The 25739-nt window shown below is 73.2% G+C and carries 21 protein-coding genes; 13 read left to right on the top strand and 8 right to left on the bottom strand.

Annotation, left to right across the window (positions count from 1 at the left end):
- Positions 1-137: 137 nt before the first annotated feature.
- The 4 genes from WMF33_RS42700 to WMF33_RS42685 all read left to right on the top strand — a co-directional run bounded on the left by WMF33_RS42700 (position 138) and on the right by WMF33_RS42685 (position 4757).
- Positions 138-1163, top strand: a complete 1026-nt coding sequence (locus WMF33_RS42700; protein ID WP_437333965.1) for a hypothetical protein — start codon at positions 138-140, stop codon at positions 1161-1163.
- Positions 1164-1277: 114 nt separating this feature from the next.
- Complete coding sequence (locus tag WMF33_RS42695; protein ID WP_437333964.1) at positions 1278-2291, top strand: expansin EXLX1 family cellulose-binding protein; 1014 nt, start codon at positions 1278-1280, stop codon at positions 2289-2291.
- 189 nt (positions 2292-2480) lie between these two features.
- Entirely contained in the window at positions 2481-3584 is a 1104-nt protein-coding gene (locus WMF33_RS42690) for an alpha-hydroxy acid oxidase (RefSeq protein ID WP_437333963.1), read from the top strand.
- Positions 3585-3842: 258 nt separating this feature from the next.
- Entirely contained in the window at positions 3843-4757 is a 915-nt protein-coding gene (locus WMF33_RS42685) for a metallophosphoesterase (RefSeq protein WP_061627196.1), read from the top strand.
- 80 nt (positions 4758-4837) lie between these two features.
- Here the strand turns inward: WMF33_RS42685 and WMF33_RS42680 are convergent, their stop codons facing one another.
- Both WMF33_RS42680 and WMF33_RS42675 read right to left on the bottom strand, forming a co-directional pair.
- Positions 4838-5251: a hypothetical protein gene (locus tag WMF33_RS42680; protein ID WP_437333962.1), complete on the bottom strand. Its 414-nt coding sequence runs from the start codon at positions 5249-5251 to the stop codon at positions 4838-4840.
- A gap of 295 nt (positions 5252-5546) precedes the next feature.
- Positions 5547-6482 carry a Kazal-type serine protease inhibitor family protein gene (locus WMF33_RS42675; RefSeq protein WP_437333961.1) on the bottom strand — a complete coding sequence of 312 codons (936 nt, stop codon included), beginning with the start codon at positions 6480-6482 and terminating at the stop codon, positions 5547-5549.
- 996 nt (positions 6483-7478) lie between these two features.
- Here WMF33_RS42675 and WMF33_RS42670 point away from each other — a divergent pair.
- Positions 7479-8705 carry an ROK family protein gene (locus tag WMF33_RS42670; protein ID WP_437333960.1) on the top strand — a complete coding sequence of 409 codons (1227 nt, stop codon included), beginning with the start codon at positions 7479-7481 and terminating at the stop codon, positions 8703-8705.
- 170 nt (positions 8706-8875) lie between these two features.
- On the opposite strand, the gene WMF33_RS42665 is transcribed toward WMF33_RS42670, so the two are convergent.
- Both WMF33_RS42665 and WMF33_RS42660 read right to left on the bottom strand, forming a co-directional pair.
- Positions 8876-9304, bottom strand: a complete 429-nt coding sequence (locus WMF33_RS42665; protein WP_061627192.1) for a hypothetical protein — start codon at positions 9302-9304, stop codon at positions 8876-8878.
- Between the two features lie 17 nt (positions 9305-9321).
- Positions 9322-10101 (bottom strand): helix-turn-helix domain-containing protein, encoded by a 780-nt coding sequence (locus WMF33_RS42660; protein WP_437333959.1) that lies wholly within the window; start codon positions 10099-10101, stop codon positions 9322-9324.
- Positions 10102-10472: 371 nt separating this feature from the next.
- Here WMF33_RS42660 and WMF33_RS42655 point away from each other — a divergent pair, with 371 nt between their 5' ends.
- From WMF33_RS42655 to WMF33_RS42645, 3 genes are all read left to right on the top strand, one after another.
- Positions 10473-11492 carry a hypothetical protein gene (locus WMF33_RS42655; protein ID WP_437333958.1) on the top strand — a complete coding sequence of 340 codons (1020 nt, stop codon included), beginning with the start codon at positions 10473-10475 and terminating at the stop codon, positions 11490-11492.
- A gap of 182 nt (positions 11493-11674) precedes the next feature.
- Positions 11675-11854, top strand: a complete 180-nt coding sequence (locus WMF33_RS42650; RefSeq protein WP_020740710.1) for a heavy-metal-associated domain-containing protein — start codon at positions 11675-11677, stop codon at positions 11852-11854.
- A gap of 45 nt (positions 11855-11899) precedes the next feature.
- Entirely contained in the window at positions 11900-13294 is a 1395-nt protein-coding gene (locus tag WMF33_RS42645; RefSeq protein WP_437333957.1) for a GH1 family beta-glucosidase, read from the top strand.
- Between the two features lie 190 nt (positions 13295-13484).
- On the opposite strand, the gene WMF33_RS42640 is transcribed toward WMF33_RS42645, so the two are convergent.
- Both WMF33_RS42640 and WMF33_RS42635 read right to left on the bottom strand, forming a co-directional pair.
- Positions 13485-13793, bottom strand: a complete 309-nt coding sequence (locus WMF33_RS42640; RefSeq protein ID WP_061623993.1) for a hypothetical protein — start codon at positions 13791-13793, stop codon at positions 13485-13487.
- A gap of 199 nt (positions 13794-13992) precedes the next feature.
- Entirely contained in the window at positions 13993-16173 is a 2181-nt protein-coding gene (locus WMF33_RS42635; protein ID WP_437333956.1) for a protein kinase domain-containing protein, read from the bottom strand.
- 290 nt (positions 16174-16463) lie between these two features.
- Between WMF33_RS42635 and argS the strand changes: the two genes are divergently transcribed.
- On the top strand, positions 16464-18197 hold the full coding sequence (gene argS / locus WMF33_RS42630) for an arginine--tRNA ligase (protein ID WP_437333955.1): 1734 nt from the start codon (positions 16464-16466) through the stop codon (positions 18195-18197).
- Between the two features lie 683 nt (positions 18198-18880).
- The gene (locus WMF33_RS42625; RefSeq protein WP_437333954.1) at positions 18881-20113 is read left to right on the top strand and encodes a choice-of-anchor L domain-containing protein; all 1233 of its coding nucleotides are present in this window, start codon (positions 18881-18883) and stop codon (positions 20111-20113) included.
- Between the two features lie 81 nt (positions 20114-20194).
- Here the strand turns inward: WMF33_RS42625 and WMF33_RS42620 are convergent, their stop codons facing one another.
- Together WMF33_RS42620 and WMF33_RS42615 are read right to left on the bottom strand one after the other, a co-directional pair.
- Positions 20195-20437 (bottom strand): hypothetical protein, encoded by a 243-nt coding sequence (locus tag WMF33_RS42620; RefSeq protein WP_061626082.1) that lies wholly within the window; start codon positions 20435-20437, stop codon positions 20195-20197.
- Between the two features lie 708 nt (positions 20438-21145).
- The gene (locus tag WMF33_RS42615; RefSeq protein ID WP_437333953.1) at positions 21146-21523 is read right to left on the bottom strand and encodes a hypothetical protein; all 378 of its coding nucleotides are present in this window, start codon (positions 21521-21523) and stop codon (positions 21146-21148) included.
- Positions 21524-21791: 268 nt separating this feature from the next.
- On the opposite strand from WMF33_RS42615, the gene WMF33_RS42610 reads away from it, so the two are divergent.
- From WMF33_RS42610 to WMF33_RS42600, 3 genes are all read left to right on the top strand, one after another.
- Complete coding sequence (locus WMF33_RS42610; protein ID WP_437333952.1) at positions 21792-23618, top strand: ABC transporter ATP-binding protein; 1827 nt, start codon at positions 21792-21794, stop codon at positions 23616-23618.
- 56 nt (positions 23619-23674) lie between these two features.
- Entirely contained in the window at positions 23675-24127 is a 453-nt protein-coding gene (locus WMF33_RS42605; protein ID WP_061623626.1) for a helix-turn-helix domain-containing protein, read from the top strand.
- 268 nt (positions 24128-24395) lie between these two features.
- Positions 24396-25667 (top strand): serine/threonine protein kinase, encoded by a 1272-nt coding sequence (locus WMF33_RS42600; protein WP_437333951.1) that lies wholly within the window; start codon positions 24396-24398, stop codon positions 25665-25667.
- The last annotated feature ends 72 nt before the right edge of the window (positions 25668-25739 follow it).

The following is a 25739-nucleotide window of genomic DNA, read 5'->3' as shown; positions in this document are numbered from 1 at the left end:
CCGACGCCGCAGCACCGGACGCGGCAGCCGCAGCGCCCGGCGCGGGCTGCAAGCTCCGGCGCGGCCCCCTCTCGCTCTCGCTCCGCGGGCCGGCCCTGCTCTGGACCCCGGACGACGCGGCTCGCGCGGATTTCCGCGTGATCTTCAACCGCGACGGCGTGGCGCAGCACGTCGCGCCGGCGCTCGGCCCGCTCGCCGTGCCGGCGTCCAGCGGGCTCGCCGCCCCGGGCTCGCCGCCCCGGGAGGCCGCGCCCGACGCCGGCGCCGCTGACGCCGGCGCCGCCGGCGGAGAGCCGGCGCGCGCCTCCTGGCCGGCGTGCGCAGTGGCCTCGCGGTTCGTGTTCTGCATGGATCACGGCGGCACCATCCGGAGGACCCCGCTGTGGGGAGGCGAGGGGCCGCCCATCGGCGCCGGGCGCCGCGGCACCGGGATCTCCGCCATCCCGCTGCCCGGAGGGCACACGCTCCTCGCCTTCCTCTCGGACCGGAAGACGAGCGAGGGCGCCGTGACCCAGGCCTTCGCGGTGCTCGACGACAAGCCCGCCGTGCCGCTCTCCGAGGAGGGCAGCGGCGCCACCTTCGTCGCGCTGTCGCCGTGGAAGGGCGGCGCGCTCGCGATGTACATCGACGCGCGCTCGGCGTTGACGCCGGTGCACGCCCGCACGGTCGGGGTCACGCCGGAGGGCAAGCTCGAGCTCGGGCCCGACGCGGTGCTCTTCGTCGGCGACGCAGGCGAGTCGCGCATGGGCGGCGCGCTCGCGATCGGCGCCGACGGGCCGGCCTTCGCGCTCCTCCCGGCGTCCAAGGACATGTCGGCGTTCGGCATGGCGGCGATCCGCATCGACCAGGCGCCGCGCGACGACATGCCGGCCGTCTGGTCGCTCTACCCCAACGGGCTGAGCCCCGCGCCGATCGCGGCCACACAGGGCGTCTCGCCGATCCGCGTGGCCCGGGTCCGGCCGACCGCGCGCGAGCCCGGATCGCCGCACGCGCTCGAGCTCGGCCAGCTCGACGCCGAAGGGCGGTTTCAGCCGCGCTGCCTCGCGGTGGAGGGCAAATCGTTCAAGCACGTCGCCGTCGAGGCGGATCGCGACGGATCGCTGTGGATCGCATACACGACGGGCGCCGGCACCTTCATCGAGCAGCGCGCCGTGGGGCCGTGAAACCCGTAGCCGTATTTGCAGCGCCGACGCGCTGTTGCGCGATTGGCCCTCCTGGCGTAATCCAGTCGCGTTGATTCGCGGATCCACCCCTATCATAAACCTTAAGGAGCCTAGATGAAGCTGGATTACGTGCCCACGGGCATTTTATGGCCGCTCTTGTCGCTGATCGCGCTCGGCGTTGCGGGCTGCGGCGACGACGGGAATGGCGACGCTGGCGGTACGGAGAGCACCTCGACCGCGAGCGCCACCGGCGGGGAGGGCGGCGCGGGCGCGGCCGGCTCGGGGGGCGCGAGCGGCGCGACGACGGGCGCCGGCGCTGGCCCGGGCAGCTCCACGACGACCGGCGCCACCTCGACGAGCAGCGGCGATCCCAGCAACACGACCGCCGCCACCACCACCGCCACCACGGGCGCGGGCGGCGCGTCGGTGAGCTGCGACTATCCCGCGGAGCACGCGAACGGATCCATCACCTTCTACACGCTCGACATGGGCTCGACCGAGGTGAACTGCAGCTACCAGATCACGGGGCGGAACCCGGACGTCGTCGCGCACGTGCCGTTCGGCGGAGGCCAGTACTTCGCCGCCATGAACACCGAGGATTACAACAGCGCGGGGATGTGCGGCGCGTGCGTGGAGGTCTCCCGCGACGACGGCCGCAAGGTGCAGGCCATGGTCGTGGACCAGTGTCCGATCGCCACGAACCCGAAGTGCGTGAGGGGCCACATCGATCTCAGCAAGAACGCCTTTCTCAAGATCGGCGAAGAGCGCGAGGGGTACCTCGGGACCACCAACGGCGGCGCGGCGGGGAAGATCTCCTGGCGGTACATCCCGTGCCCGACGACGACCCCCGTCACCTTCCGCCTCAAGGACGCGACCAACAAGTACTGGAACGAGATCCTCGTCGAGGGGCACGCGCACCCGATCGAGAAGGTCGAGGTGGAGATCAACGGCACGTGGCAGACGGCCACGCGGCAGTCGTACAACTATTTCGTCGTCGGCGACGGGGACATGGGGAATGCGCCGTACCATGTCCGCGCCACCGACATCAACGGCTCCACCGTGGAAGCGATGCTCGAGCTCAAGGGCGGGGAACAGCCCGCGAGCGCTCAGTTCCCCGCCTGCAACTGACCGATCGCGCCGCCGGGCCGCCGCTCGAGGGCGGCCGCCCGGAGGCCCCGTGGTGGACGCGCCCCGCGTGCAGCGCGGCGTGGATCGCGTCGCGCAGCGCGTTCGCCTGTTCGTGCTTGAGCGTCGCTCCTGGTAAGGTGGCCGCCGCCCGCGGCCAGGATGCGTCGCCGCGCTTTTCAGGAGAACGCCGTGCAAGAGCCTCGCCCCGCCCCGTCGCTGCTCACCGTCGACGACTTCGAGCGCGCAGCGCGCGCCCGCCTGTCCAAGATGGCCTATGACTACTACCGATCCGGCGCCGACGAGGGCAGGACGCTCCGGGAGAACCGCAACGCGTTCCGGCGTCTCCAGATTCACTATCGCGTTCTCGTCGACGTGGCCGAGCGGGACATGAGCGTGACCCTGCTCGGCACCACCGTCCCGTTCCCCATCCTCGTCGCGCCGACCGCCTATCAGCGCCTCGCGCACCCCGACGGCGAGATCGCCTCTTCGCGGGCGGCCTCCGAGCTCGGCACCATCTTCACGCTCTCCACCCTCTCGACGACGAGCCTCGAGACCGTCGCCGAGGCCTCGCCGGGGCCGAAGTGGTTCCAGCTCTACGTCCACAAGGACCGAGGCCTCACGCGCGCGCTCGTTGAGCGGGCCGAGTCCGCGGGCTACCGGGCGCTGATGCTCACCGTCGACACGCCGCTCCTCGGCCGGCGGATCGCGGACGTGCGCAACGGCTTCGCGCTCCCCGAGGGGCTCGTGATGGCGAACCTCCTCGACGTCGCCGCGGCGGCCCCCGCCTCGGAGCGGGGCTCCCTGCTCGCGGCCTACGTCGCCTCGCGACACGACGCCTCGCTCACGTGGCGCGATGTCGAGTGGCTCGGCTCGATCACGAAGCTCCCCATCCTGCTCAAGGGCATTGTCCGGCCCGACGACGCGGTCCGCGCCCTCGGGGCCGGCGCGGCCGGCGTCGTCGTCTCCAACCACGGCGCGCGGCAGCTCGACGGCGCCCCCGCGACGATCGAGGTGCTCCCGGCCGTCGCCGACGCGGTCGCCGGGCGGTGCCTGGTGCTGATGGACGGCGGTGTCCGGTGGGGTACGGACGTGCTCAAGGCGATCGCGCTCGGCGCCCGCGCGGTGCTGGTCGGGCGGCCAGTCCTGTGGGGACTCGCCGCGCTCGGCGGCGAGGGGGTCGCGCGCGTGCTCGGGGGCTTGCGCGATGAGCTGTCGATGGCCATGGCGCTCGCCGGCTGTCCCACCCTGGCTTCCATCGATCGCGACCTGATTCGCCGGGCTCAGGCCCGATGAGGGATGCCGAGTCGCACGGGCGCGGAGTTTTCCAAGATCAGCGCTGCCGGGCGCTGTAGCGCGCGCTCGTCAGATTGCTGCGCTCCCCGGCATCAAGGCGTCTTCGACGAAAGAAAAGGTGGCGGCCACTCGACCTCACCCGTACACTCGGCGGCCGTGAGCGGTGCAGTACCTGCGAGGGAGCGGTGGCGGGGGCTCTTCCGGCGAGGCGCTGGCGCCTCGGGTGGGGGGCCGGGCTCCGAGGGAGCGGACACGACCATGGGGATTCGCCTCCGGCGCTTCGCCGGGCCGGCGGCTTACCTCGAGCAGGTGTCGTCGCTTCGCATTGCTCACCTGACCGACCAGCACGTCGGCCGGGTGACGTCGGTGCGGGTGCAGCGCGCGGCCGTGGCGCTGACGAACCTGCAGCGGCCCGATCTCGTCGTGCTCACGGGCGACTTCGTGTGTCACAGCCAGCTCTACCTCGATCAGCTGGAAGAGGTGGTGCGCGGCTTCGAGGCGCCGGTCATCGCCGTGCTGGGGAATCACGATCACTGGTCGGGCGCGGACGCGGTGAAGCGCGCGCTCGAGCGGGGCGGCGCCGCGGTGCTCTGCAACGCGAGCACGGTGATCACGCTGGGCCACGAGCGGCTCCAGGTGGTGGGGCTCGACGACGCCTATACCGGCCACGCGTCGCGCGAGAAGGCGGTGAAGGGGATGCGGCGCGATCTGCCGACCCTGGGGCTCTCGCACATCGCCGAGGAGGCGGACGGCCTCTGGCGCCACGGCATCCCGCTCGTGCTCTCCGGCCACACGCACGCGGGCCAGGTGACGGTCGCGCGCCTGAACGAGCTCTCGATCGGCAAGATCGCGGGGCACCGGTACATCCACGGGCTCTACGGGACGCGCAAGCGGGGCGAGCCCGGCCAGGGGGCGGTCTACGTGGGGGCGGGGATCGGCGCGGCGGTGATGCCGCTGCGGCTCGGCGAGCGCGGCCAGCGCGAGGTCGCGATCTTCGAGCTGGGCAGCGAGCCGGGGTCGTTCGACGAGCACCACGCCGAGCAGCTGCCGCTCCGTGGGCGCAAGCCGTCGCCGGAGCTCGTGGCGAGCCGGGCGGCGCGGGTGGCGAGGAACCGGGAACGGCGCGCGCGGGCGCACCGGCACGGCGAGGGGAGCGCGGGGGGACAGCCCTAGGTCGCACCGGGCTGGCCCGGCCCCCCTCTCCCGCGGCTACGGTTGGGGCGGGGGAGAGGTTTGCGGCGGCTCGCGCGGCGTCAGCTCGGGTAGAGCGCGCGGCCCAGCGCGGCCTCGAACGCGGCGCGATCGTGGTAGATGTCGATGCCGCCGGCGGCGAGCTTCGCGAGCCAGACGCCCAGGGTCACGATCTTGGTGCCGACGAGCACGTGCTGGAGCACCGAGCCGCTCTCGCGCGCGGCGCGGAGGTACTCGACCATGCGGACACGGACGATCGAATCGTAGCCGGTCATCCGCGTGCAATCGATGAACTCGTCGATGTGCCCGTGGAGCGCCATGGCGTGCAACGTGGGCTTGACGAGGCCGGGGACGAGCGATGCGTCGATGTGCCCCGCGAGACGGTAGTAGATGAGATGGCGCCCCGGATACGAGATCTCGATGCTGCCTCGCTCGGACTCATGGCGGACATCGACGGGAAGCGGCGATACGAGCATGTCGTTCTCCTGCGCTTCGCGCCCCCAGAGAGCCAGGAAATGGACGTCGAGCGCTGTACCCAATCTACGCCGCGCATGCCGCGCGCGCGAGCGCCAAGGAACACATGCCCCCGCCGAACGAGGCGACGACGCGCCGATCGGACAGGCAGATAGAAATGGGGCTGGAAAAATTCAGATTGCCTGGAGCGCGGCCCCGGGCGGCGCGGGCGCGTGCCGCTTGGCCGCGCCGTCGCGGGGCGGCGTCAGGGGGCCCGCGGCGCCGCCGGGGCGGGCAGGGGCGAGGCGCCGGGGGCGATCACTCGACGGGCGGGCTGTCGCACGCGCCCCGCGCGTCGACGGAAATGCCGCTCGCGGCGGCGACGCACGCATTGGAGTACGTCTGGCCGTCGCAGCCGCACACGGGCGCGAGCTCCTTCGTGCAGACCTCCGGCTTCTCCGCGCAGGTGCCGGCCGCGTCGGCGCGCCCGCAGATCGCGTCGGGCGCGTACTTGCAGTAGAGGCCGTCCCCGCAGACGCGCAGCCCGCCGAGGGTGAAGCCGCCGCAGCTCTCGCCGAGACCCACCACCGTGGGGCCGCACTCCCCGAGGCTCCTCACCGAGACGCCGGCCGTCGCCGCGACACAGTCGTTGCCGTACGTCAGGCCGTCGCAGCCGCAGACCGGGTCGTAATCCTGCCTGCACACCTCGGGCACGAACTCGCACGTGCCGCTGCGGTCGTAAGCGCCGCAGTTCGCCTCGGGGGCGAAGTCGCAATACAGTCCCTCCGCGCAGCGGATGCCCGCGATGCCGGCGCACATCTCGCCCGGCTGCGCGACGGGCGAGCAGACGTCGGCGCCGCAGGAGAGCCGGAGCTCCACCTCGACGGGCGCCCGCGGCGCGAGGACCTGCACGACGTACGACCCGGTGCCCCGGCTCTCCCACGTCGCGAGGGCCTGCCCCCGGCCGTCCCTGAGCCGCCGGATGTGCCTCAGCCTCCCTTCGCTCGTGACCTCGTGGAGCCTGAAGTCGACCGCGGCGCTCCGGCCCCCGGCGATCGGCTGCAGCTCGAGCGTGAGCGTCCTGCCCGGATGGCTCGTGAAGTGCGCGTAGACCGACCGCTCCCGGTCGACCGTGAAACGGTTCTCGTGATCGAAATACACGGGGACGACCGCCACGTCGCTCAGCCTGAGCGCGCCCTCCGCTGTCCCGGTCTCCTCTAGATCCGCGCCCTCGGCACCGTCGGATGATGCCATGCAGCCAGCGAGCGTTACAGCGAGAACAGCTCCCAGAACATCTACCATCTTCATGATCGTGCACACTCCTCGTGAAGAGACACGCCCAGCGCTCCGGGCGTCTCCTCGGAAATGCGAATCGCGCGCGAGCGGCAGCGCCAGCGCAGCCGCCGGGCGAGCCGCCTCGGCTGCCCTCTCAGGCAGGCGGTCGCCAGGACCCCATCGAGGACCCGTCAATCGCCCCTGAAAAAGCGCGCCGAGCCGCCTCGCGCGACGGCCCCCATGCGCGACGCGCCTCGCCGCGATGTCGCCCTATCCTCCATGCCGTCGAGTCCTCGCCCGACCTGGGGCGGTAGTGCGTCTGTATGTCCGCACGCCAGCGCCTTGACGATCGCTCTCCCTCACTCATCCACGTCGTCAGCTCTCATCGACTCAACGTCTGCTCGCCTCCCGCGTGGGCCGTTTGCAATCAGCGTTCCCCGCGAGAAGAGATGAGTCCGCTCGCCGCCGATTTCTGCGGCGTCACGGCACGGCGGAGCGCGGCGGTCGTCGGGTCCGGGGAGGGCCGGGCGGGGCGGACGGCGAGAAGACCGCGCGCACCCCCTGTTCCCACCTCACACGCGGGGATGAGGCGTTACGCCACACAGGGGGCGCTCATCGTACGATCGCATCCCGCGCTGCGGGGCAGTTTGCTACGCGGAAGACCTGGAGGGGGCACCCGCGACGCATGCCCGATCTCAGCAAGTGTGATGATGACATAACGGCTCCGGCGATCCGCCGGCGCCCCGGGGTGTGGAGCGCAGTGGCGCGCGGCGAGCGAGGGAGGAAACCAAGGGAAGTGAGCGGGAGGAGAGGGGGAGGGCAGGGGAGGAGAGGGACGCGGGGCGCGAGGGGAGGCCAGGTGCGGTCAGCGCGCGGGTTGCCCGGCGGCGGCGCGCCGCGCGCGCTTCGTGGCGGCGCGGTGGTGACGCCCCTTGCTTTCACTGCGCGAGAACGGCTAAGTCTCGGTCTGCTCGAATGGCCCGTGCGAACGACAAGACGGCTAGCAACCGCACCCCTCGGGAGCTGAACCGCTCCCTCGTCCTCGATCTCGTGCAGGAACACGGGCCGATTTCCCGCACGAACCTCGCGCGGTTGAGCGGCCTGACCAAGCCGACGGTCTCGGCCATCATCGAGGAGCTGCTCGAGAACGGCAGCGTCCGCGATGTCGGGACCGAGTCGCGCGGCGGGCGGCCGGCGCGGCTCCTCGAGTTCAACGATGACAGCGCGGCGTACCTGGGCATCGAGATCGGCGTCGAGCAGACGACCGTCGCCGTGGCCGACGCGCGCGGGCGGCTGCGGGCGCGCCTCGACCAGCCGACCGTCCTCCGCGATCCGCAGCGGACGGTCCGCGACGTGGCCGAGCTGCTGCCGAAGGTGCTGCAGCTGAGCGGGGTGCCGCGGAAGCGGCTGCGCGGCGCCTGCGCCATCGTGCCTGGGCTCATCGAGCGGCCGAGCGGGGTGTGCGTGCTCGCGCCCAACCTGGGCTGGGAGCGGTTCCCGCTGCGCGCGGAGCTCAGCCGCGCGCTGCGCATGCAGGTGCCCGTGTACAACCTGCCTCAGGCGGCGGCGGTGGCGGAGGGGGAGCTCGGCGCCGCGCGAGGACAGGTGTCGTACGTGTGGATCTACGTCGGGCTCGGCGTGGGCGCGGGCCTCGTCGTCGACGGGCGCCTGTTCTTCGGGATGCAGGGGTACAGCGGTGAGATCGGCCACTGCCGCGTCGCTGACGACGGCCCGCCTTGCGGCTGCGGTCGCCGGGGCTGTCTGGAGACGTTCGCCTCGGTCATGGCGCTCCGGCGCGCCGCCGAGGTCGCGTCGGCGCGCTCTCCCGAGCTGGCCGCGCTCCCCCGGCCGCACGCGGTCGGCGCCGTCGCGGGCGCGGCGCTCGCCGGCGACGAGAGCGCCCGCGCGATCTTCCACGAGGCGGGCGTGCGGCTCGCGCGCGGCATCGGGGTCTTGCTGAACCTGCTCAACCCGCAGCTCGTCGTGCTGGGCGGCGAGCTGCTCGCCGCGCCCGACATCCTGCTCGAAGGCGTGCGCGAGGAGCTGCCGCGCCACGCCGTCCGCGCGGGCGCGGTGCCGGTGGTCGCCTCTCCGCTCGGCAGCGAGGCCGGCCTGCTCGGCGCCGTCCTGCTCGCGCGCGAGGGCGCGGTGCGCTCGCTCCGCCTCGTGCCCGACGGCGTGCTCCAGGACAGCGCGCCGTAGCGCCGGGGCTCCACGGGGGGAAGAGAGCTGGAGCCAGAGAGGCGCGGAGGACACAGAGGGAGAGAAAAGGAGAGATAATATTTTCTGCTCCCCAGCTCTCTCTATCTCTCTTCCTCTGTGCTCTCTGTGGTTCCAATCCTCTTCATTCGTCTCCCCCACACGTGGCGTCGCTACGCGGGCGAGGCGCGCTCCACGCGGGCCGGGCTGCCCGCGGGGGGCGCCGATCCGGGGCGGCGCTCGGCGAAGAGCGGCGCGAAGGCGTGTCGATCGTGCCACGTGAGCGCGCCGAGCAGGCCGAGCAGGATGACGGCGTTGATGCCGGCGCGGGGGTCGAGCAGCAGGTGGAACAGCGCGATGTTCACCACGACCGGCCAGAGCAGCGCGAGCGCGAGGGGGCGGCGGCGGTCGAGCAGGAGCAGGACCGCGGCGGTGATCTCCACGGCCTTCACGGCATAGACGTAGCCGCTGTCGAGCAGCAGCTGGACGAACGGGTGGAGCGGCTCGGGGACCGGCACGACGCGCACGAATCCGTTGATGCCGCCGAGCAGGACGATGAGACCGAGGGCGACGCGGGCCGCGCCGACAGCGCGAGGGGGCATGGGTCCTCCTTGAGGGTTCAGAGGACCACGATGGGCCCGGCCGAGGCCGGCGCTTGTACGAAGTGGCTGCGCGCCACGGAGCCCGGCGTGCGGCCCAGCGTGGCCGCGACGGCGCGCGCCAGGTGCGCCTGGTCGTGGAAGCCGCCGGCGAGCGCCGCCCGGGCCGGCGCGGCGCCGTCGACGAGCGCCCGGACGGCGGACATGACGCGCAGGAAGGTCACGTAGTCGCGCAGCGGGTGGCCGAAGGCGTCGTGAAACAGGTGCGAGAGCCGCGAGCGCGAGAGCCCCTCGGCCGCGGCGAGCGGGCCCAGCGTGGGGCGGGCCGGCGCCTGCTCCGCGAGGCGATGCATGGCGCGCAGCACGCGGCGGTCGCACGGCGGGCCGCCCGGCGCGAACGCCCGGGCGCACGCGCGCATGAGCTCGCGCGCCGCCGCGTGGTCGAGCCGTCCGCGGAGCACGTCGCGCGCCGCCGCGCGCACCCGATCGGCCTGCGCCCCCTCGAGGATCAGCGCCCGCCCTCGGGCGGCCGCCTGCGCGCCGGCGCCGAGCCCGTCGGGCGGCAGGAACACCGTGACCGTCGCGCCCGGCGCGCCGACGGAATGGGCGACCCCGGCGCCGGTGAGCACGGGCGCGCGCACCCCGAACGGCCGCCCGCCCCCGACGTCGACCTCGAGCGGACCGTCGACGGGCACCATCAGCTTGACGAGGTGGAGCGCGTGGCGGCGCGTCGCCCCGGCGCCCTCGACGATGTGCACACCGCCGTGGCCGACAAGCGCCGTGTGCTCGCGCGCGGTCACGCGCAGCAGCGAACCACTCCGGCGCGGGCGGCGCAAGCGCGGAGCCGCGGAGCGCCGCCGCGAGCAGCCGAATCCGAAATGGGACGAGACGCACGCCCGTAATCACGTTGGCGTCGGCGCCGGCGCCGGCGCCGGCGTCTCGATGCCGGGTTGATCGAACGTGTCGAAAACTGTCGTCAGGACTGGCAGACCTGTGCCGGGTCCGAGTAGGATCGTCGCGAGTTGGAAGCGACATCACGGCGGATTGGGGCCGCCGGGGTGTCGGCGCCATGGCCTCGTGCCGGAGGACTGGACGCATGATCAGGTTCCTTAAGCATTCCGTTGTCAGCTCCATATTTCTCATCTTCGTGGCGGTTTCTTCCTGCGAGCGAATGAGCCAGATGGGAGGGCGCTGCGAATCGACGGCCGATTGTGAGTCGGACACCCAGTACGCGCCCGGCACGGAGTGCACGGACAACGAGTGCACGTGCGTCCAGGAGGGGCACACGCTGTGCTGCGCGCCCGAGGACACGGCGCCCGATTGCTTTCTCGCCTGCAGGCCGTGCAGCGAGTGCCAGGAGGGCTGGTTCAGCTGCGCGCCGGGGACGGCCGGGACGGCGTGCGACAACGACGCGAAGTGCGCCGGGCCGCCGGACCCGCGCTGCGGCGCCGGGCGGTGCGTGGACCGGGTGTGCCAGCTGGAGATCTACCCGGGCCCGCTGCCCTCCCAGGTGCGCGGCGACTGCGCTCAGCTGGAGTGCACGCACGAGGGAAAGGTCGTCTCCAAGCCGGATCCGGCCGACTTCTACAACGACGGCAACCTGTGCACCTCCGATGTCTGCTCGGCGGAGAACAGGCCTGTCAACGTGCCTTTCGACAACGGGATCAGCCTCATGGATCTCTACTCGGTCGACCAGATCTGCTACGAGGCGCAGCCGTTCGACTGCATCGTCGAGGACGACCAGTGCGGGAGCCGGCGCATCTGCGTCCCGACCGTGGGCGCGCAGCACGGCGGGGGCTTCTGCGCGCCGAGCCACTGCATCAACCTGCGGCGCGACCCGGACGAGGCCGACGTGGACTGCGGCGGCATCTGCAGGCGGCCGTGCGAGGACGGGTCGCGCTGCTCCGTCCCGCAGGACTGCATCTCCGGGGTGTGCCTCGGGGACCCGAAGACGTGCCAGAGGCCGTCGAGCTCGGACGGCGTGCGGAACGGCTCCGAGACCGGCGTCGACTGCGGCGGTCCGTGGGCGCCCTGTCCGCCGGGCGGGGGCTGCGCGACGGGCGCGGACTGCGAGACCGGCGTCTGCTGGGCGAGCGTGTGCGAGGAGCCGACGTGCATCGACGGCGTGCGGAACGGCGGCGAGCTCGGCGTCGACTGCGGCGGGCCGGCGTGCCCGGAGTGCCCGCGGTGACGCGGCGCGGTCGCTCGACGCAGCGGGGCCGCTCGGGGCTGCAAGGTCGCTCGACGCCGCAAGGCCGCTCGACGCTGCGCGGCCGCTTGACGCTGCGCGGTTGCTTGACGCTGCGCGGCTTCGTTGACGCTGGTGCCTGGTGGGGGCATAGGGGGGAGGTGCGCAGACTCGCTATCGAAGGAATGTCCTGCGGCCACTGCGTTCGGGCGGTCTCGAAGGCGCTCGCGAAGGTCCCCGGCGTCACGCGGGTGTGCGAGGTGAGCCTCGAGCGCGGAGAGGCGATCGTCGAGGGGAGCGCGACGGCCGAAGCGCTCGTGGCGGCCGTGCGCGAGGAGGGCTACGAGGCGCGCGAGGCTGGTTGACGTCGCGGTGCGGCGCTCGGCCGCGTTTGGTATGGTGCGGCCACCATGACGCGATCACCAAGCGAAGAGGCACCGAGCGAAAAGGGCTTTCCGGAAGGGTTCCTGTGGGGCGCCGCGGCGGCGTCGTACCAGATCGAGGGCGCCGCGGACGAGGACGGCAAGGGGCCGTCCGTGTGGGACATGTTCTGCAAGAAGCCGGACGCGATCTGGAACGGCCAGACCGGCGATGTCGCGTGCGACCACTACCACCGGTACCGGGAGGACGTGGCCCTCATGCGCGATATCGGCCTCCGCGCTTACCGACTCAGCATCTCGTGGCCGCGCGTCTTGCCGGAGGGCACGGGCGCCGTCAACGAGCGCGGCCTCGCGTTCTACGATCGGCTGGTGGACGCGCTGCTCGAGGCGGGGGTCGCGCCCCACGTCACGCTGTTCCACTGGGACTTCCCGCTCGCGCTCTACCACAAGGGCGGCTGGCTGAACCGCGACAGCGCCGACTGGTTCGCCGAGTACACGGGCGTCGTGGTCAAGAAGCTCGGCGATCGGGTGAAGGACTGGATGACGCTCAACGAACCGCAGGTGTTCGCCGGCGCCGGTCACTACGAGGGGCGCCACGCGCCCGGGGACCGGCTGCGCTTCGCCGAGGTCCTGCGCGTGTGCCACCACGTCCTGCTCGCGCACGGCAAGTCGGTGCAGGCCATCCGCGCGGCGAGCCCGGGGAAGTGCAACGTCTATTATGCGCCGGTCGCGCAGGTGAAATACCCCGCCAGCGCGTCACTCGAGGATCTGGAGGCCGCGCGCGCGGCGACGTGGTCGGTCAGCGCCCGCACCACGTGGACCAACACGTGGTGGATGGATCCCGTGTTCTTCGGCAGGTACCCCGAGGACGGGCTCCGCCTGTTCGCGAGCGAGCTGCCCGAGATCCGGGGCGGCGACATGGAGATCATCGCGCAGCCGGTCGAGTTCTGCGGCGTGAACGTCTACTGGGGAGTCCCGGTGCGCGCCGGGGCGAACGGCGGCGCCGAGGTCGTCCCGCACCCGGTGGGACACCCGATCACGGCCTTCGAGTGGTCCGTCACCCCCGAGTGCCTCTACTGGGGGCCGAGGTTCTTTTACGAGCGCTACAAGCGCCCCATCGTGATCACCGAAAATGGGCTGTCCACCCGGGACTGGATCTCGCTCGACGGGAAGGTGCACGACCCCCAGCGCATCGACTTCATGGCGCGCCACCTGATCGAGCTCCGCCGGGCCATCGCCGAGGGCGCCGTCGTGAACGGCTACTTTCACTGGTCGATCCTGGACAACTTCGAGTGGGCCCACGGCTACAAGCACCGCTTCGGCCTCGTCTTCGTCGACTACCCGACGGGCAAGCGCGTGCTCAAGGACTCGGCGCACTGGTATCGAGAGGTCATCGCCTCGAACGGCGCGACCCTCGGGGGCTGAGCGGGCCGCACCCCGGCGCCTCCCCGGGAGGCGCCGGTCCTGGTGACGTTCCTCCGGAGAGAGCCTCCCAGGAGAGCGGTAAAGCAGGAAGGACGTTCATCCTTTCTTCCTGCTCACCGCCTTCCCGTCCTTGCCTGGCCACCGCCGGCCGCGCGTCGCGAGGGGAGCCCGCGGCCGCGGCGGCGCGGGCTCAGGAGGCGATCGGCTCGTCGCCGTCCTCTTCGTCTTCGTCGTCGAGCGCCTCGTCGTCTCCGGTCGCCAGGTCGTACCCGTGCGGATCGAACTCGTCGAACATGGCCTGCAGGCGCTCGGTCAGCGAGTCCCACGTGTCCGGCGGCTCGCCCGCCTGGCGATCGCGCTCCGCGAGGGCGAGCGCGGCGGCGACCGTCGCGGTCAGCGGGCGCGCGTCCTGGAGCACCGCGACCTTCGAGGTGTCGCCGCTGCACGCGTACGCCAGCAGGTAGGCCCTGTAGATCTCCTCATTTGTCTTGTCGCTCATTCCTCTTCCCTGTTCTCGTCGTCCGCGCGCCGTTCGCCGCCGTGCTCGGGCCTGCTCAGCGCTCGGGACCGCGGGCGCGAGCGTAGCCCATCTCCCGGCCGTCGGGGGTGGCCCGTGTCCGCCGGGAGCCCGGGCCCTCGGGGAGCGGCGGGACGGGCGCCGGCGGAGCGGCGCAGCGCGGGCGCAGCGGCGCAGCGGATCAGTAGCGCAGCCGGTCGCGCAGCGAGCGCACCGCGCGCTCGAGCCCCGCGTGGTGGTGGAAGCAGCATTGCCCGATGCGCGGCTGGCACTGCGACGAGCGGAGCATCTCCAGGAACACGAGCGCGCGCGCGTCCCCCTCGAGCGCCGCCCGCTCGAAGAGCGCCTGCTTGCGCCGGCAGGGGGCCTCGCGCAGCTCCACGGCGATGCGCAGCGGGGCGCTCGCGCGCTCCAGCACCTCGGGGCGGCGGAGCAGCGCGGCCGCGCGCTTTCCGCCCTGTGTGCCGCCGTAGCCGCTCACGATCTCGTAGGCGATGTCGAGGCCCTCCTGGCCGAGGCGGCTCTCCAGCGCCTCGAAGATCGGGTCCGCGCGGCCGTCGGGCCGGTACGAGCTCTTCACCGCGACGGCGGCCGCGGCCGTCATCACGTCGCGCTGCTCGAAGGCGGCGCGATCCTTGTCGAGCAGCACGAAGAGCGCGCTCTCCGCGTCCTCCCATCGCTTCGCCCGGACCGCCCCCACGAGCCGCTCCCGCTCGGCCGGGAGCTCCGCGCCCTCGAGCGGCGCCGGCCCGGCGAGCGCCGCGACGTCGGCCGACGCCGCCCCGGAGCCGGCCGGCGCGGGGGCCGAGGCGCTCGCGGTCGGCGCCGCGGACGGGGCCGGCGGGGGCGCGCCGAGGGGCTCAGGCACCCGGGTGGCCGGCGCCGCGGCGGCCGGCGCGTGCATGGCGGCGGTCGCCTCCTGGAGCTCCGGGTCGGCGACCGCCGGCGCCGGGGCGCCCGCGACCGCCGGCGCGCCCGCGGGCAAGCGGCGGAGGAGCACCGCGCCGCCCGCGGCGCCGGCGGCGACCAGCGCGGCCACCGCGATGAGCCAGCCCCGGGCGCGCCTCCGCGGCCGTGGCCGGCGCTCCGCCGTTCCGCGCGCCGCGTGCGCCTCGTGGGCCGCGTTCCCGCGCGCCTCGTCCCCGCGCTCCGCGAGCGGCGCGCCGGACGCCGCCATCGCGGCGCCGCCGGCCGCGCCGTCGAGGGCTGCGGCCCCGCCGGCGGCTGCGGCCCCGCCAGCGGCCGCGGCCCCGCCGCGCGCTGCGCCTTCGAGCGCCGCGGCTCGGTCGTGCCGCGCCGGCGGTTCGGGCGGCGTGGCGGCCTGAAGCGCGCGCAGCGGGTCGCCGAGGGACCACGACCCGCTCGAGAGCGGCTCTTTCCACGGGAGGAGGCCGAGGGCCTCGGACCGCGGCACGGCGGCGTCGAGCGCGGCGAGCAGCGCGCGCGCGCTGGCGGGGCGCGCCGCCGGGTCCTTGCGCAGGAGGCGCATCACGAGCGCCTCCAGCTCGCGCGGCACCTCCACGCCCGGAGCGCGCAGCCGGAGCGGCGGCGGCGCGGTCTCGCATTGATCGCGGAAGAGCTCGACGGGCACGATCGAGTCGAACGGGTGCTTGCCCGCGAGCATCTCGTAGAGGATGAGCCCGAGGGCGTACAGGTCGGAGCGCTCGTCGACGTGCTCCATGCCCTGCGCCGCCTCCGGCGCCATGTACGCGAGCGTGCCGAAGACCATGCCGCTCAGCGTGATGCGCATGGGCTCGGGCCGCTCCTCGCCGCCGTGCGCGGTCGTCGTGGCGAGGCGCTCCAGCGGGACCTTCGCGAACCCGAAGTCGATGAGCTTCACGGCGTCGGTGCCGTGCTCGACCATGACGTTGCGCGGCTTCAGATCGCGGTGGATGACCCCGCGCTCGTGCGCCGCGGCGAGCGCCGCCGCGATCTGCCGCGCGAGCTCGGCGGCGCGCGGGGCGGGCACCGGGCCCTTCTTGATGATGCGATCGAGCGTCGTCCCGCGGACGTGCTCCAGCACGAGGAACCGGGAGCCGTCGGGGAGCGTGCCGAAGTCGGTCGCCGACGCGATGTTCGGGTGCTGGATGTGCGCGCCCGCGATCGCCTCGCGCTCGAAGCGCGCGGTGAGCTCCGGCGAGCCCTGCGCCGCGGGCAGGAGGATCTTCACGGCCAGCCACTTGCGCAGGAGCAGGTGCTCGGCCTTGTAGACCGCGCCCATCCCGCCGGTCGCGACGAGCTCCACGATCCGGTACCGGTCCGAGATGACCGTCCCGACCATCTGGGCGGCCGCGCTCTCCGCGGGCGCGTCGCTCGCGGCGGGCTTCGGATCGCCGGGGGCAGGGGGCAGGGAGGCGCTCACGGGAGGCGTGAACTGTCCGGCCTAGCCCGATTTTTGTCAAAGGGGGATCGCCGCCGCGCGCCGCGCCGGCGCGCGCGCACGGAGGCCCGTTTTCCTCGGTGGATCCGCGGGTCGCCGCGCAATCGGCGCGCTGCCGCGCGCGGCGGCGCGAGCGCCCGGCCGAGACGGCCGCGCCGGGGCGCGCGCCGCGGGCGGCGGCGCGCGGTTCGGCGCGCGGTTCGGCGCGCTGTTTGGCCATGGAGCGCCGGCTTCCTATTGAATTGGCCGCGGGGCCGGGCCAAGGATGCGCCATGGCCGATCCCGTCCACGCCCTTTCCCGCGCTTTCCAGGAGGCGATCACCGCCGCGTTCGGCGCCGAGCACGCCGGAGCCGATCCCTCCCTGCGCCGCTCCAGCCACGCCGATTACCAGGCGAACGCCGCGATGGCGCTCGGCAAGCGCCTGGGCAGGCCGCCGCGCGAGGTCGCGGCGGCGATCGTGGGGGCGCTGCAGCTCGGCGGGATTTGCCGGAAGGTGGAGATCGCCGGCCCCGGGTTCGTGAACCTGACGCTCGAGGACGCCTACCTGACGCGCGAGCTCGCCGACACGGCGAGCGGCGGGCGGCTCGGGATCGCGCCCGCGGCGCAGCCCGAGACGGTGATCGTCGATTACTCGGGCCCGAACGCCGCGAAGGAGATGCACGTCGGCCACCTGCGCAGCACGATCATCGGCGACGCGCTCGCGCGCGTGCTCGAGGCGCTCGGCCACCGGGTGATCCGCCAGAACCACCTGGGCGACTGGGGCACGCCGTTCGGCATGCTGATCGAGCACATGCTCGATCTCGGCGAGGCGGCCGCCTCGCAGGAGCTCTCGGTCGGCGATCTCGACGCGTTCTACAGGCAGGCGCGCGCCAAATTCGACGGGGATCCGGCGTTCGCCGAGCGCTCTCGCCGGCGGGTCGTGCGGCTCCAGGGCGGGGACGAGCAGACGCTCGGGCTGTGGCGGCAGCTGGTGCGCGAGTCGACGCGCTACTTCGAGTCGGTCTACCGCCGGCTCGGCGTGACCCTGACCGAGGCCGATTTCGCGGGCGAGAGCTTCTACAACCCGATGCTGCTCGACGTGCTCGCGGAGCTCGGCGAGAAGGGGCTGGCGCGCGAGAGCGAGGGGGCGCTCTGCGTCTTTCCGGCGGGCTTCACGGGCAAGGGCGGCGAGCCGCTGCCGCTCATCGTGCGCAAGCAGGATGGGGGCTACGGCTACGCCACGACGGATCTGGCGGCGATCCGCCACCGGCTCACGACGGTCGGCGCGCAGCGGCTCATCTACGTGGTCGGCGCGCCGCAGAGCCAGCATTTCGCGATGGTCTTCGCGACGGCGCGGGAGGCGGGCTGGCTCAGGCCGCCGGCGCGGGCCGAGCACGTGGCGTTCGGGTCGGTGCTCGGGGCCGACAAGAAGATGTTCAAGACGAGGAGCGGCGACACGGTGAAGCTGTCGGATCTGCTCGACGAGGCCGTGGAGCGCGCGACCAAGGTGGTGCTGGAGAAGAACCCGGAGCTCGACGCCGAGGCCGCGGGCGCGGTGGCGCGGGCGGTCGGCGTGGGGGCGGTGAAGTATGCGGATCTCTCGAGCGATCGGATCAAGGATTACGTGTTCGACTGGGATCGCATGCTGGCGTTCGAGGGGAACACGGCGCCCTACCTGATGTATGCGCACGCGCGCATCCGGTCGATCTTCCGGAAGGCGGGGGTGGAGTCGCCGCGCGGGGTGGGGATCACGGTGGGCGAGCCGGCGGAGCGGGCGCTCGCGCTGGAGCTGCTCCGGTTCGGCGCCGTGCTCGAGGACGTGGCGGCCACGCTCGAGCCGCATCGGCTGTGCGGTTACCTGTTCGAGCTCGCCGGGTCGTTCACGACCTTCTACGAGCGCTGTCCGGTGCTGCGGGCCGAGAGCGAGGAGGTGCGCCGCTCGCGGCTCGCGCTGTGCGATCTCACGGCGGAGGTGCTGGCGAAGGGCCTCGGCCTGCTCGGGATCGAGGCCCCGGAGCGGATGTAGCGCGCCCGGGGGCGGGCGGGTTACCCGCCGGGGGGGAAGCCGACCGGGGTTGGGGGGGAGCGGCTGACCCGGCCGAGGTTGGGCTGAGGCCGACCTGACCGGGGTTGGCCCGACCCGGCGGAGGCCGACCCGACCGGGGTTGAGGTTGACCCGACCGGGTTGGGCTGAAGCCGAGCCGACCGAGGTTGAGGCCGACCCGACCGGGGTTGGGCCGACCTGACCGGGGTTGAGGTTGACCCGACCGGGGTTGAGGCCGACCTGACCGTGGGCCGACCTGACCGGGGTTGGGCCGACTCGACCGGGGTTGAGGTTGAGCCGACCGGGGTTGAGGTTGACCCGACCGGGGTTGACGCCGATCCGACCGGGGTTGGGCTGAAGCCGAGCCGACCGAGGTTGAGGCCGACCCCGAGGTTGAGGCCGACCCCGACCGTGGTTGAGGTCGCCCGGCCGAGGTTGGGCCGAGCCGACCGAGGTTGAGGCCGACCCCGACCGTGGTTGAGGTCGCCCGGCCGAGGTTGGGCCGAGCCGACCGAGGTTGAGGCCGACCCAACGGCCGACCCGACCGAGGTTGAGGCCGTCCGAGGTTGAGACCGCCCGAGGCCGTCCGGTCGTTGTGAGCGCCCGATCCGACCCGGATTGCGTGCAGGCCCGGGCTCGATCCTGTCCCCATGGCAAAGTGCAGTATGACTGATCGCCAGCTCGCTCCCCCCGTCCCCGGCGTCGCCGCCATGACGGCGCTCCTCGTCGCGCTCGGGTGCTCGGCCGTCGGTGGCTCCCCCGCGCCGGGCGGCGCGGACGACGGGCCCGCGCAGCCCCCGGACACCGGCGGCGAGGACGGCTCCGGCGGGCTCGATGCGCCCGGCGCGCCCGGCTCGGGCAGCGGCGGCGCCGGCCCCGTCACCGACCCCAACGCGGACAGCGACGGAGACGGCTTCACGCCCGCCGCCGGCGACTGCAACGACGCCGACGCCAACGTGAACCCCGGCGCCATCGAGGTCGAGGTCACCGAGCCCGACGCGAGCGGCCACATCCCCGCGCCCGCCGACGAGGACTGCGACGGCGCCATCGACAACGTCGCACCCCCCTGCGACGACGGCCTCTCGCTCGAGGACTTCGACCCGGCGAACGGCGCCCGGGCGATCGACCTCTGCGCGTTCGCCTCCCGCGACGACCGCCGCTGGGGCGTGCTCTCCGCGAGGTACGTCCGCGGGGACGGCTCGCCCGCGGCGCGGTCGCCCGCCGTCGGCCTCTTCGACGGGTTCGGGCCCAACGTGCGCGTGCAGGGCGGCGCGCGCCTGCTCGCGCTCTCGACGGGGCGCGCCCGCCTGCCGGACCACCCGAACGCCTGCCGGTCCGAGAGCTGCTCGAGCTACGGCCCCGGCGCCGCGCCCCCCGGGTTCCCCCAGGACAACCCCGACTGCCCTCCCTCCGACTTCATCAACGACGACATCGGCCTCGAGGTCGTCCTCCGCGCCCCGCAGAACGCGACCGGCTACGAGTTCCTCTTCAAGTTCTATACGTACGAATATCCGGAGTGGGTCTGCGAGGACTTCAACGATCAATTCGTCGCGCTGGCCACGCCGGCGCCTCCCGGGTCGTACAACGGCAATCTCTCGTTCGACGGCGAGGGCAGGCCGGTCAGCGTCAATATCGCGTTCTTCGATGTCTGCGACGGATGTCCGCTCGGATCGAGCGAGCTCGTCGGGACGGGCTTCAGCCCGCGCCGCGACGGCGGCACCCGGTGGCTGAAGACCCGGGCGCCGGTGCGCGGCGGCGAGGAGATCTCGCTCCGGTTCATCCTCTTCGACACCGGCGACGATCGCTTCGACTCCACCGCGCTCATCGACGGATTCCGCTGGATCGCGACCGGCGGCACCGTGAGCGTGGAGACCACGCCCGCCGTCGATCCCCGCTGAAGCCGGAGGCGCTCCCCGGCCGCGCGCGCACCTGGCTGCGCCGCGAGCGCGCGCTCCGGCCGCCTCGCCCCGCTCCTCGCGCTACCGGCAGCTCCGGCACTCCCCGCCGCAGTCCACGTCGAGCTCGCTTCCGTTCATGACCCCGTCGTCGCACGACGGCTCCTGGCAGACACGCTCCCTGCACACGCCGGACCCGCAGTTCTCGCCGGCGACGCACCCCTCGCCCGCGGCGCAGAGCGGGCACGAGCGCGTGCCGCAGTCGACGCCGGTCTCGAAGCCGTTCGCCACGCCGTCCACGCACGTCGGGGCCTGGCACGCTCCCAAACGACAGACGCCCTCCTTGCAGTCGATTCCCGTCTCGCAGGAGGCCCCTAAGCGACAAGGCTCGCACGAGCCGCCGCAGTCGGTGTCGGTCTCACCTTCATGACCATCCTTGATCCCATTGCTGCAATGCGGCGGGATACAAGTGTTCTCGGTGCAGGTCCACCCCTCGGGGCATTCGTTGCAATCCCACATCATGACGGCACCATCCTCCCCGCACGAAAGGAAAAAAGTCGCCGTCAGCCCCAATGCAGTGACGCGTCGAAGCATGGTGCTCGCTCTTCTGGTAGTTGATGGTCCGGTAACGACGACAGTACATCAAGCACGGCCGGCAAGGGCACCGATCTGGCCGTTTACGCGCGGATTTCTAGCATTCCGGACTGCTGGTCCAGATTGTCAAAGAATCGACATGAGGGGATTCTCCGGCGGCGCGAGGGCCCCGATCCGACGCGCGGAGATGGGACATACGGAGATGGGACGTGCAGAGTAAGGCGAGGGGAGGGAGCTCATCGGCGCGCGGGGGGCCGCCGCACCGGCCGTTCTCTACGGATTCGACAGGAGCCCATCGCTCGATGGCTCCGAGGGCGCGCGGCCGACAGGACCGCTCGAAGCGCCCCGGCTGGGGGAGTGAGGGTGAGAGGGGCTCTGCGACGGCGCCTGGCTCGGCGGCCGGACGGCGCGCTTCTTCGTCAGCGGCGCGGCGCGCCGCGCTCAGGGGCGGGCGGGGGCGCGCCGCGCTGCGACGAAGGAGCGCACGCTGAGGGTGACGTAGCCCGCGGAGAGCACGGCCATCAGGGACTGCGCGATGACGGCCGCCGGGCGCTCCACGTCGCCGCCCGAGAGCAGGGCCGGCAGCTGGGGCAGGCCGCGGGCGGAGCCGAGGACGCCGAGGACGCCGACGAGCGCCGACGCGTGCATGGCGTGCATGCGGTACTTCTCCTGACGCGCGAGCACGCCGAGCCCGATCGAGACCACCCCGAAGCCGGCAGGGATGAGCGCCGTCGGCGCCCTCGTGGCCGCGAAGCCGCCGACGCCGAGCGCCGTGAGCAGCGCTCCGTAGCCTATCGTCGTAGTGGACATGCTCGACATGCACAGCCTCCTTGTTCGGAGCCCCCGGGATACCGCGCCCGGGGCGCGCCCGCCACCGCGGCCGCCCGCGCGCGTGCCCCGCGGCGCGCGTGCCCCGCGGCGCGGGTGACCTGAGGCGCGAGCGCCGCCGCCGAGCGCGCGCCGGGCGCGTCCCCGCCCCGGCGAGGCCGGCGGAGCTCGCTGCGCCGCGCGTCCCTCCCACGCCCGCGCGCGCCCTCGCGGGCGCCTGCGCGGGCAGCGCGCGGCGGCGTGGTTAGAATCCGCCCTCATGCTCGGCCTCTCCCGCCTGCGGGACAGCTTTGCCTACACCCCGCGCACGCTCCAGCTCGTCTGGCGCTCGTCGAAGGCGGCCACCCTCGCGCTCGCCGCGCTCACGCTGGCGGCGGCGGTGCTGCCGCTCGGGGTCGCCTACGTGGGAAAGGCGATCATGGACGCGGTGGTCGCCCGCGAGGAGCGCGCGGCGCTCGTGTGGGTCTCGGTCGAGCTCGGCCTCGTCGCCGCGCTCGCGCTCGCGCAGCGCGGGCTCTCGCTGGCGCGACAGCTGCTCGGCGCCCGGCTCTCCATCGACATCCACGCGATGATCCTCGGGAAGGCGCTCTCGCTGGAGCTCCGCCACTTCGAAGACCCCGAGTTCTACGATCAGCTCACCCGCGCGCGGCGCGAGGCGTCGTCGCGCCCCGCGTCGGTCGTGACCGAGAGCTTCTCCCTCGTGCAGAACCTGATCACGCTCGCCGGGTACGCCGCCTTGCTCGTCGGGTTCAGCGGCTTCGCGGTGCTCGCGCTCGTGCTCGCGGCCGTCCCCGCCACGGTCGCCGAGGCGCGCTTCTCCGGCGCGGCGTTCCGCCTCCGCAACTGGCGCTCTCCCGAGGCCCGCCGGCTCAACTACCTCGAGTACGTGCTCGCCAACGACGGCCACGCCAAGGAGGTGAAGCTCTTCGGGCTCGGGCCGATGTTCCTCGATCGCTACAAGGCGCTCGCCGCGTCGTTTTACCGGGAGGACAGCGCCCTCGCCGTCCGCCGCGCCGGGTGGTCCTATGCCCTGTCGCTCCTCGGGACCGCCGCGTTCTACGGCTGCTATGCCGCCATGGCGGCCTCCGCCGCGGCGGGGCGCCTCTCGCTCGGCGAGATGGTCCTTTACGTCGCCGCCTTCCGGCAGGGCCAGCAGGCGTTCCAGGCCGTCCTCGGCGGCATCGGCGGCATGTACGAGCACAACCTCTACATGTCGAATCTCTTTCAGTATTTGAGCATCCCGACCAGCGCGCCGCCCGCGCTGCCGGCCGGCGAGGCGCCCGCGTTGACGAACGGCGGCGCGCCCGCGGCGCCCGCCGACCGCGCGCTCGACAGGGGCGTGCGGTTCGAGGGCGTGGGCTACCGGTATCCTGGCCAGTCGCGCTGGGCGCTCCGGGGCATCGATCTCCACATCCCGAGCGGGCAGAGCCTGGCGCTCGTCGGGCACAACGGCGCCGGCAAGACGACGTTCATCAAGCTGCTCACGCGGCTTTACGAGCCCACCGAGGGGCGCATCCTGCTCGACGGCAAGGATCTCCGCGCCTGGGATCTCGACGACCTCCGCCGGAGGATCGGTGTCGTGTTCCAGGACTTCAACCAATACCAGCTCACGCTGCGCGAGAACATCGGGCTCGGCAGCCTCGATCACCTCGGCGACGAGCCGCGCATCGCGCGCGCGGTCTCCGAGGGCGGCGCCGACGAGGTCGTGACCGCGGTGCCGGGGGGCCTCGACGCGCAGCTCGGGCGCTGGTTCAAGGACGGCGTCGAGCTGAGCGGCGGGCAGTGGCAGAAGATCGCGCTCGCGCGGGCGTTCATGCGCGAGCAGGCCGACATCCTCGTGCTCGACGAGCCGACCGCCGCGCTCGACGCCGAGGCCGAGCACGCGGTCTTCCAGCGGTTCCGGTCGCTGTCCAAGGGGCGGACGACGATCGTCATCTCGCACCGCTTCCCGACCGTGCGCATGGCCGATCGCATCGTCGTCCTCGACGGCGGGCGCATCGTCGAGGAGGGCACCCACGACGCGCTCGTCGCCCGCGGCCAGCGTTATGCCCGCATGTTCGCGCTGCAGGCCGAAGGATACCTGTAGCGCGCCCGGCTCCTTCTCGGCGGCTCAGGCGAGCTCTGCCTGCTAGGCTCGCGCTCATGCGCGACACGCTCCCCAGGGAGGTCGGTCAGGCGATCCGCATCCTCCGGTTGCTCCGCGGGCTCAGCATGCAGGAGTTCGCCGAGCGGGCGCAGCTCTCGGCCACCTACCTGCGGCAGGTGGAGCGCGGCGAGCGGGATCTCGGGCTCGGCGCGCTCGGCCTCATCGCGCAGGGGCTCCAGTGCGATCCGCGCCTGCTCCTGCCCGGCGACGGGCGCAGCCCGGTCGCGTCCGTCGTGGCAGAGCTCTTTGACCAGGCGCAGGAGACGCTCCAGAACGCGATCCTCTTTCTGCTCATGGAGCCTGACGATTCGCCCAGGAAGCAAGCAATGCTCGCCCTGGCCAGCGAGGATCCGGAGCGCTCTCGCGCGGCGGCTCCGCCCAAGTCGCGCCCGCCGGAGCGCGCCGTTTCAGGGCGCACCCCGCCGTCGAGCCGTCGTTCCGGAAAGTGAGCGCGCCGTCTCGCTCGCTCCGTGATCCCCGGTCCGCCCGGGCGACGGCTTCCGCGCGCACGAGACCTCTGTTACCCTCGCGCCAACCGATGTTCCCCGAGCCGTGTCCGGGGGTGTCATGGACTCGAACCTCGTGCCGGAGGTCCGACGCAGTGAACAGAATTTCGTGGGCTGATCGAACATCGCAGATCGCGCTTCGCTCTGCTGTCTTCCCGCGCGGAGGGGTGGAAACCGCCGCGCTCCTCGGGGGGCTCGCGGCGGAGGGCCCATGGTGATCTTGGGCCAGGAGCTCGCCGGGTACACCATCGTCGCCAGCCTCGACTCTCCGGCTCCGGCCGAGGCCTACCGCGCGCTCGACGCGGACGGCCGCGAGGTCACGCTGTATGTCCAGGAGGATGTCGCCCTCGACCCGGAGGCGTTCCGCGGCGAGCTCGATCGGCTCCTCTCGCTGTCTCCGGCGATGCACGGCACCGTGCCTGTCATCGCCGGCGGCATGGAGGGCACGACCGGGTGGATCGCCGCCCGGCCGAGCGACGATCCCTCGGTGGAGGATCTGCTGCCCCGGCTCCGCTCCGTCGCCTACGAGCTCGCGGTCGACGTCGCGCGGACGCTCGGCGCGGCGCACGCGCTGGGCCTCGCGCACGGGGATGTCGGCCCGCATACGGTGGTGATCACCGGCCAGGGGGCCGCCGTCCTGCGGGCGTTCGGGCTGCACCGGCTGTTCGGGGCGCCCGCGGATCCCGTGGCGGACGCGGCGCGGTACCGGGCGCCGGAGCTCTTCGACGCGCGCGCGATCGATCCGCGCACGGACGTCTACGGGCTCGGGATGCTGCTGTACTGCGTCCTCGGGGGCCGGCGCCCGTTCGAGGGGCGCGACGACCTGGAGGCGTGCGCGCTGGACGAGGTGCCGCCGCCGCTCCAGGGCGTGCCGCCCCAGGTGCGCGAGGCGCTCTCGCGGGCGCTCGCCAAGGATCCGGACGCGCGCTTCCAGACCGTCCAGGAGCTCATGACCGCCGTGCGGCCGCTGCTCCTCACGGACTCGGCGCCCCTCGCCGGCGGGGCTCCGCGGCCGCCCGAGCCGCCGCCCGACACCGAGCGGAGCGCGCCCGCCCCGGCGTCGCGCAACACGCTGCCCACCGGCACCCTCCCCCCCGAGGCGATGCGGCACCCCTCGGTCCAGGTCGCCGCCCCGCGCCGGCGCCGCAGCGCCCTCCGGGCCGCCGGGGTGTTCCTGGTCGTCGCCCTGACGAGCGCTGCCATCGCGGTACCGCTGAGCTGGTACTTCGCCCGCCGCGGTGCGCCATCCCCGCGACCGGCCGATCCTCCGGCTCACGTGAGCGATGTGGAGCACAGCGCGACGCTGGCCCCGCCGGTGAGCTGCGACCCGGGCGTGCCCGAGGCGGTGAGCCCGGCCGTCGAGAGGCCGACCCTGAGGTCCCGGGCGACGCGCCGCGCCGGGCCCGCCTCCATGGCCGCGACCCCGGCCGTGGACTCCCGCCGCAGCCCCGATCAGCGGTGGTACGGCGACCAGCTCTTCTGAGGCGATCCGCTGCCCCGCTGGCAAACGACACCCCGGCGGATTGGGGCCGCCGGGGCGTCCGCGCCGCAGACC

This window comes from Sorangium sp. So ce394, from assembly GCF_051474665.1.
Taxonomy (GTDB): domain Bacteria; phylum Myxococcota_A; class Polyangia; order Polyangiales; family Polyangiaceae; genus Sorangium; species Sorangium cellulosum_D.
Note: the sequence above shows the minus strand (reverse complement) of the source record. Positions and strands in the feature narration are given on the sequence as shown.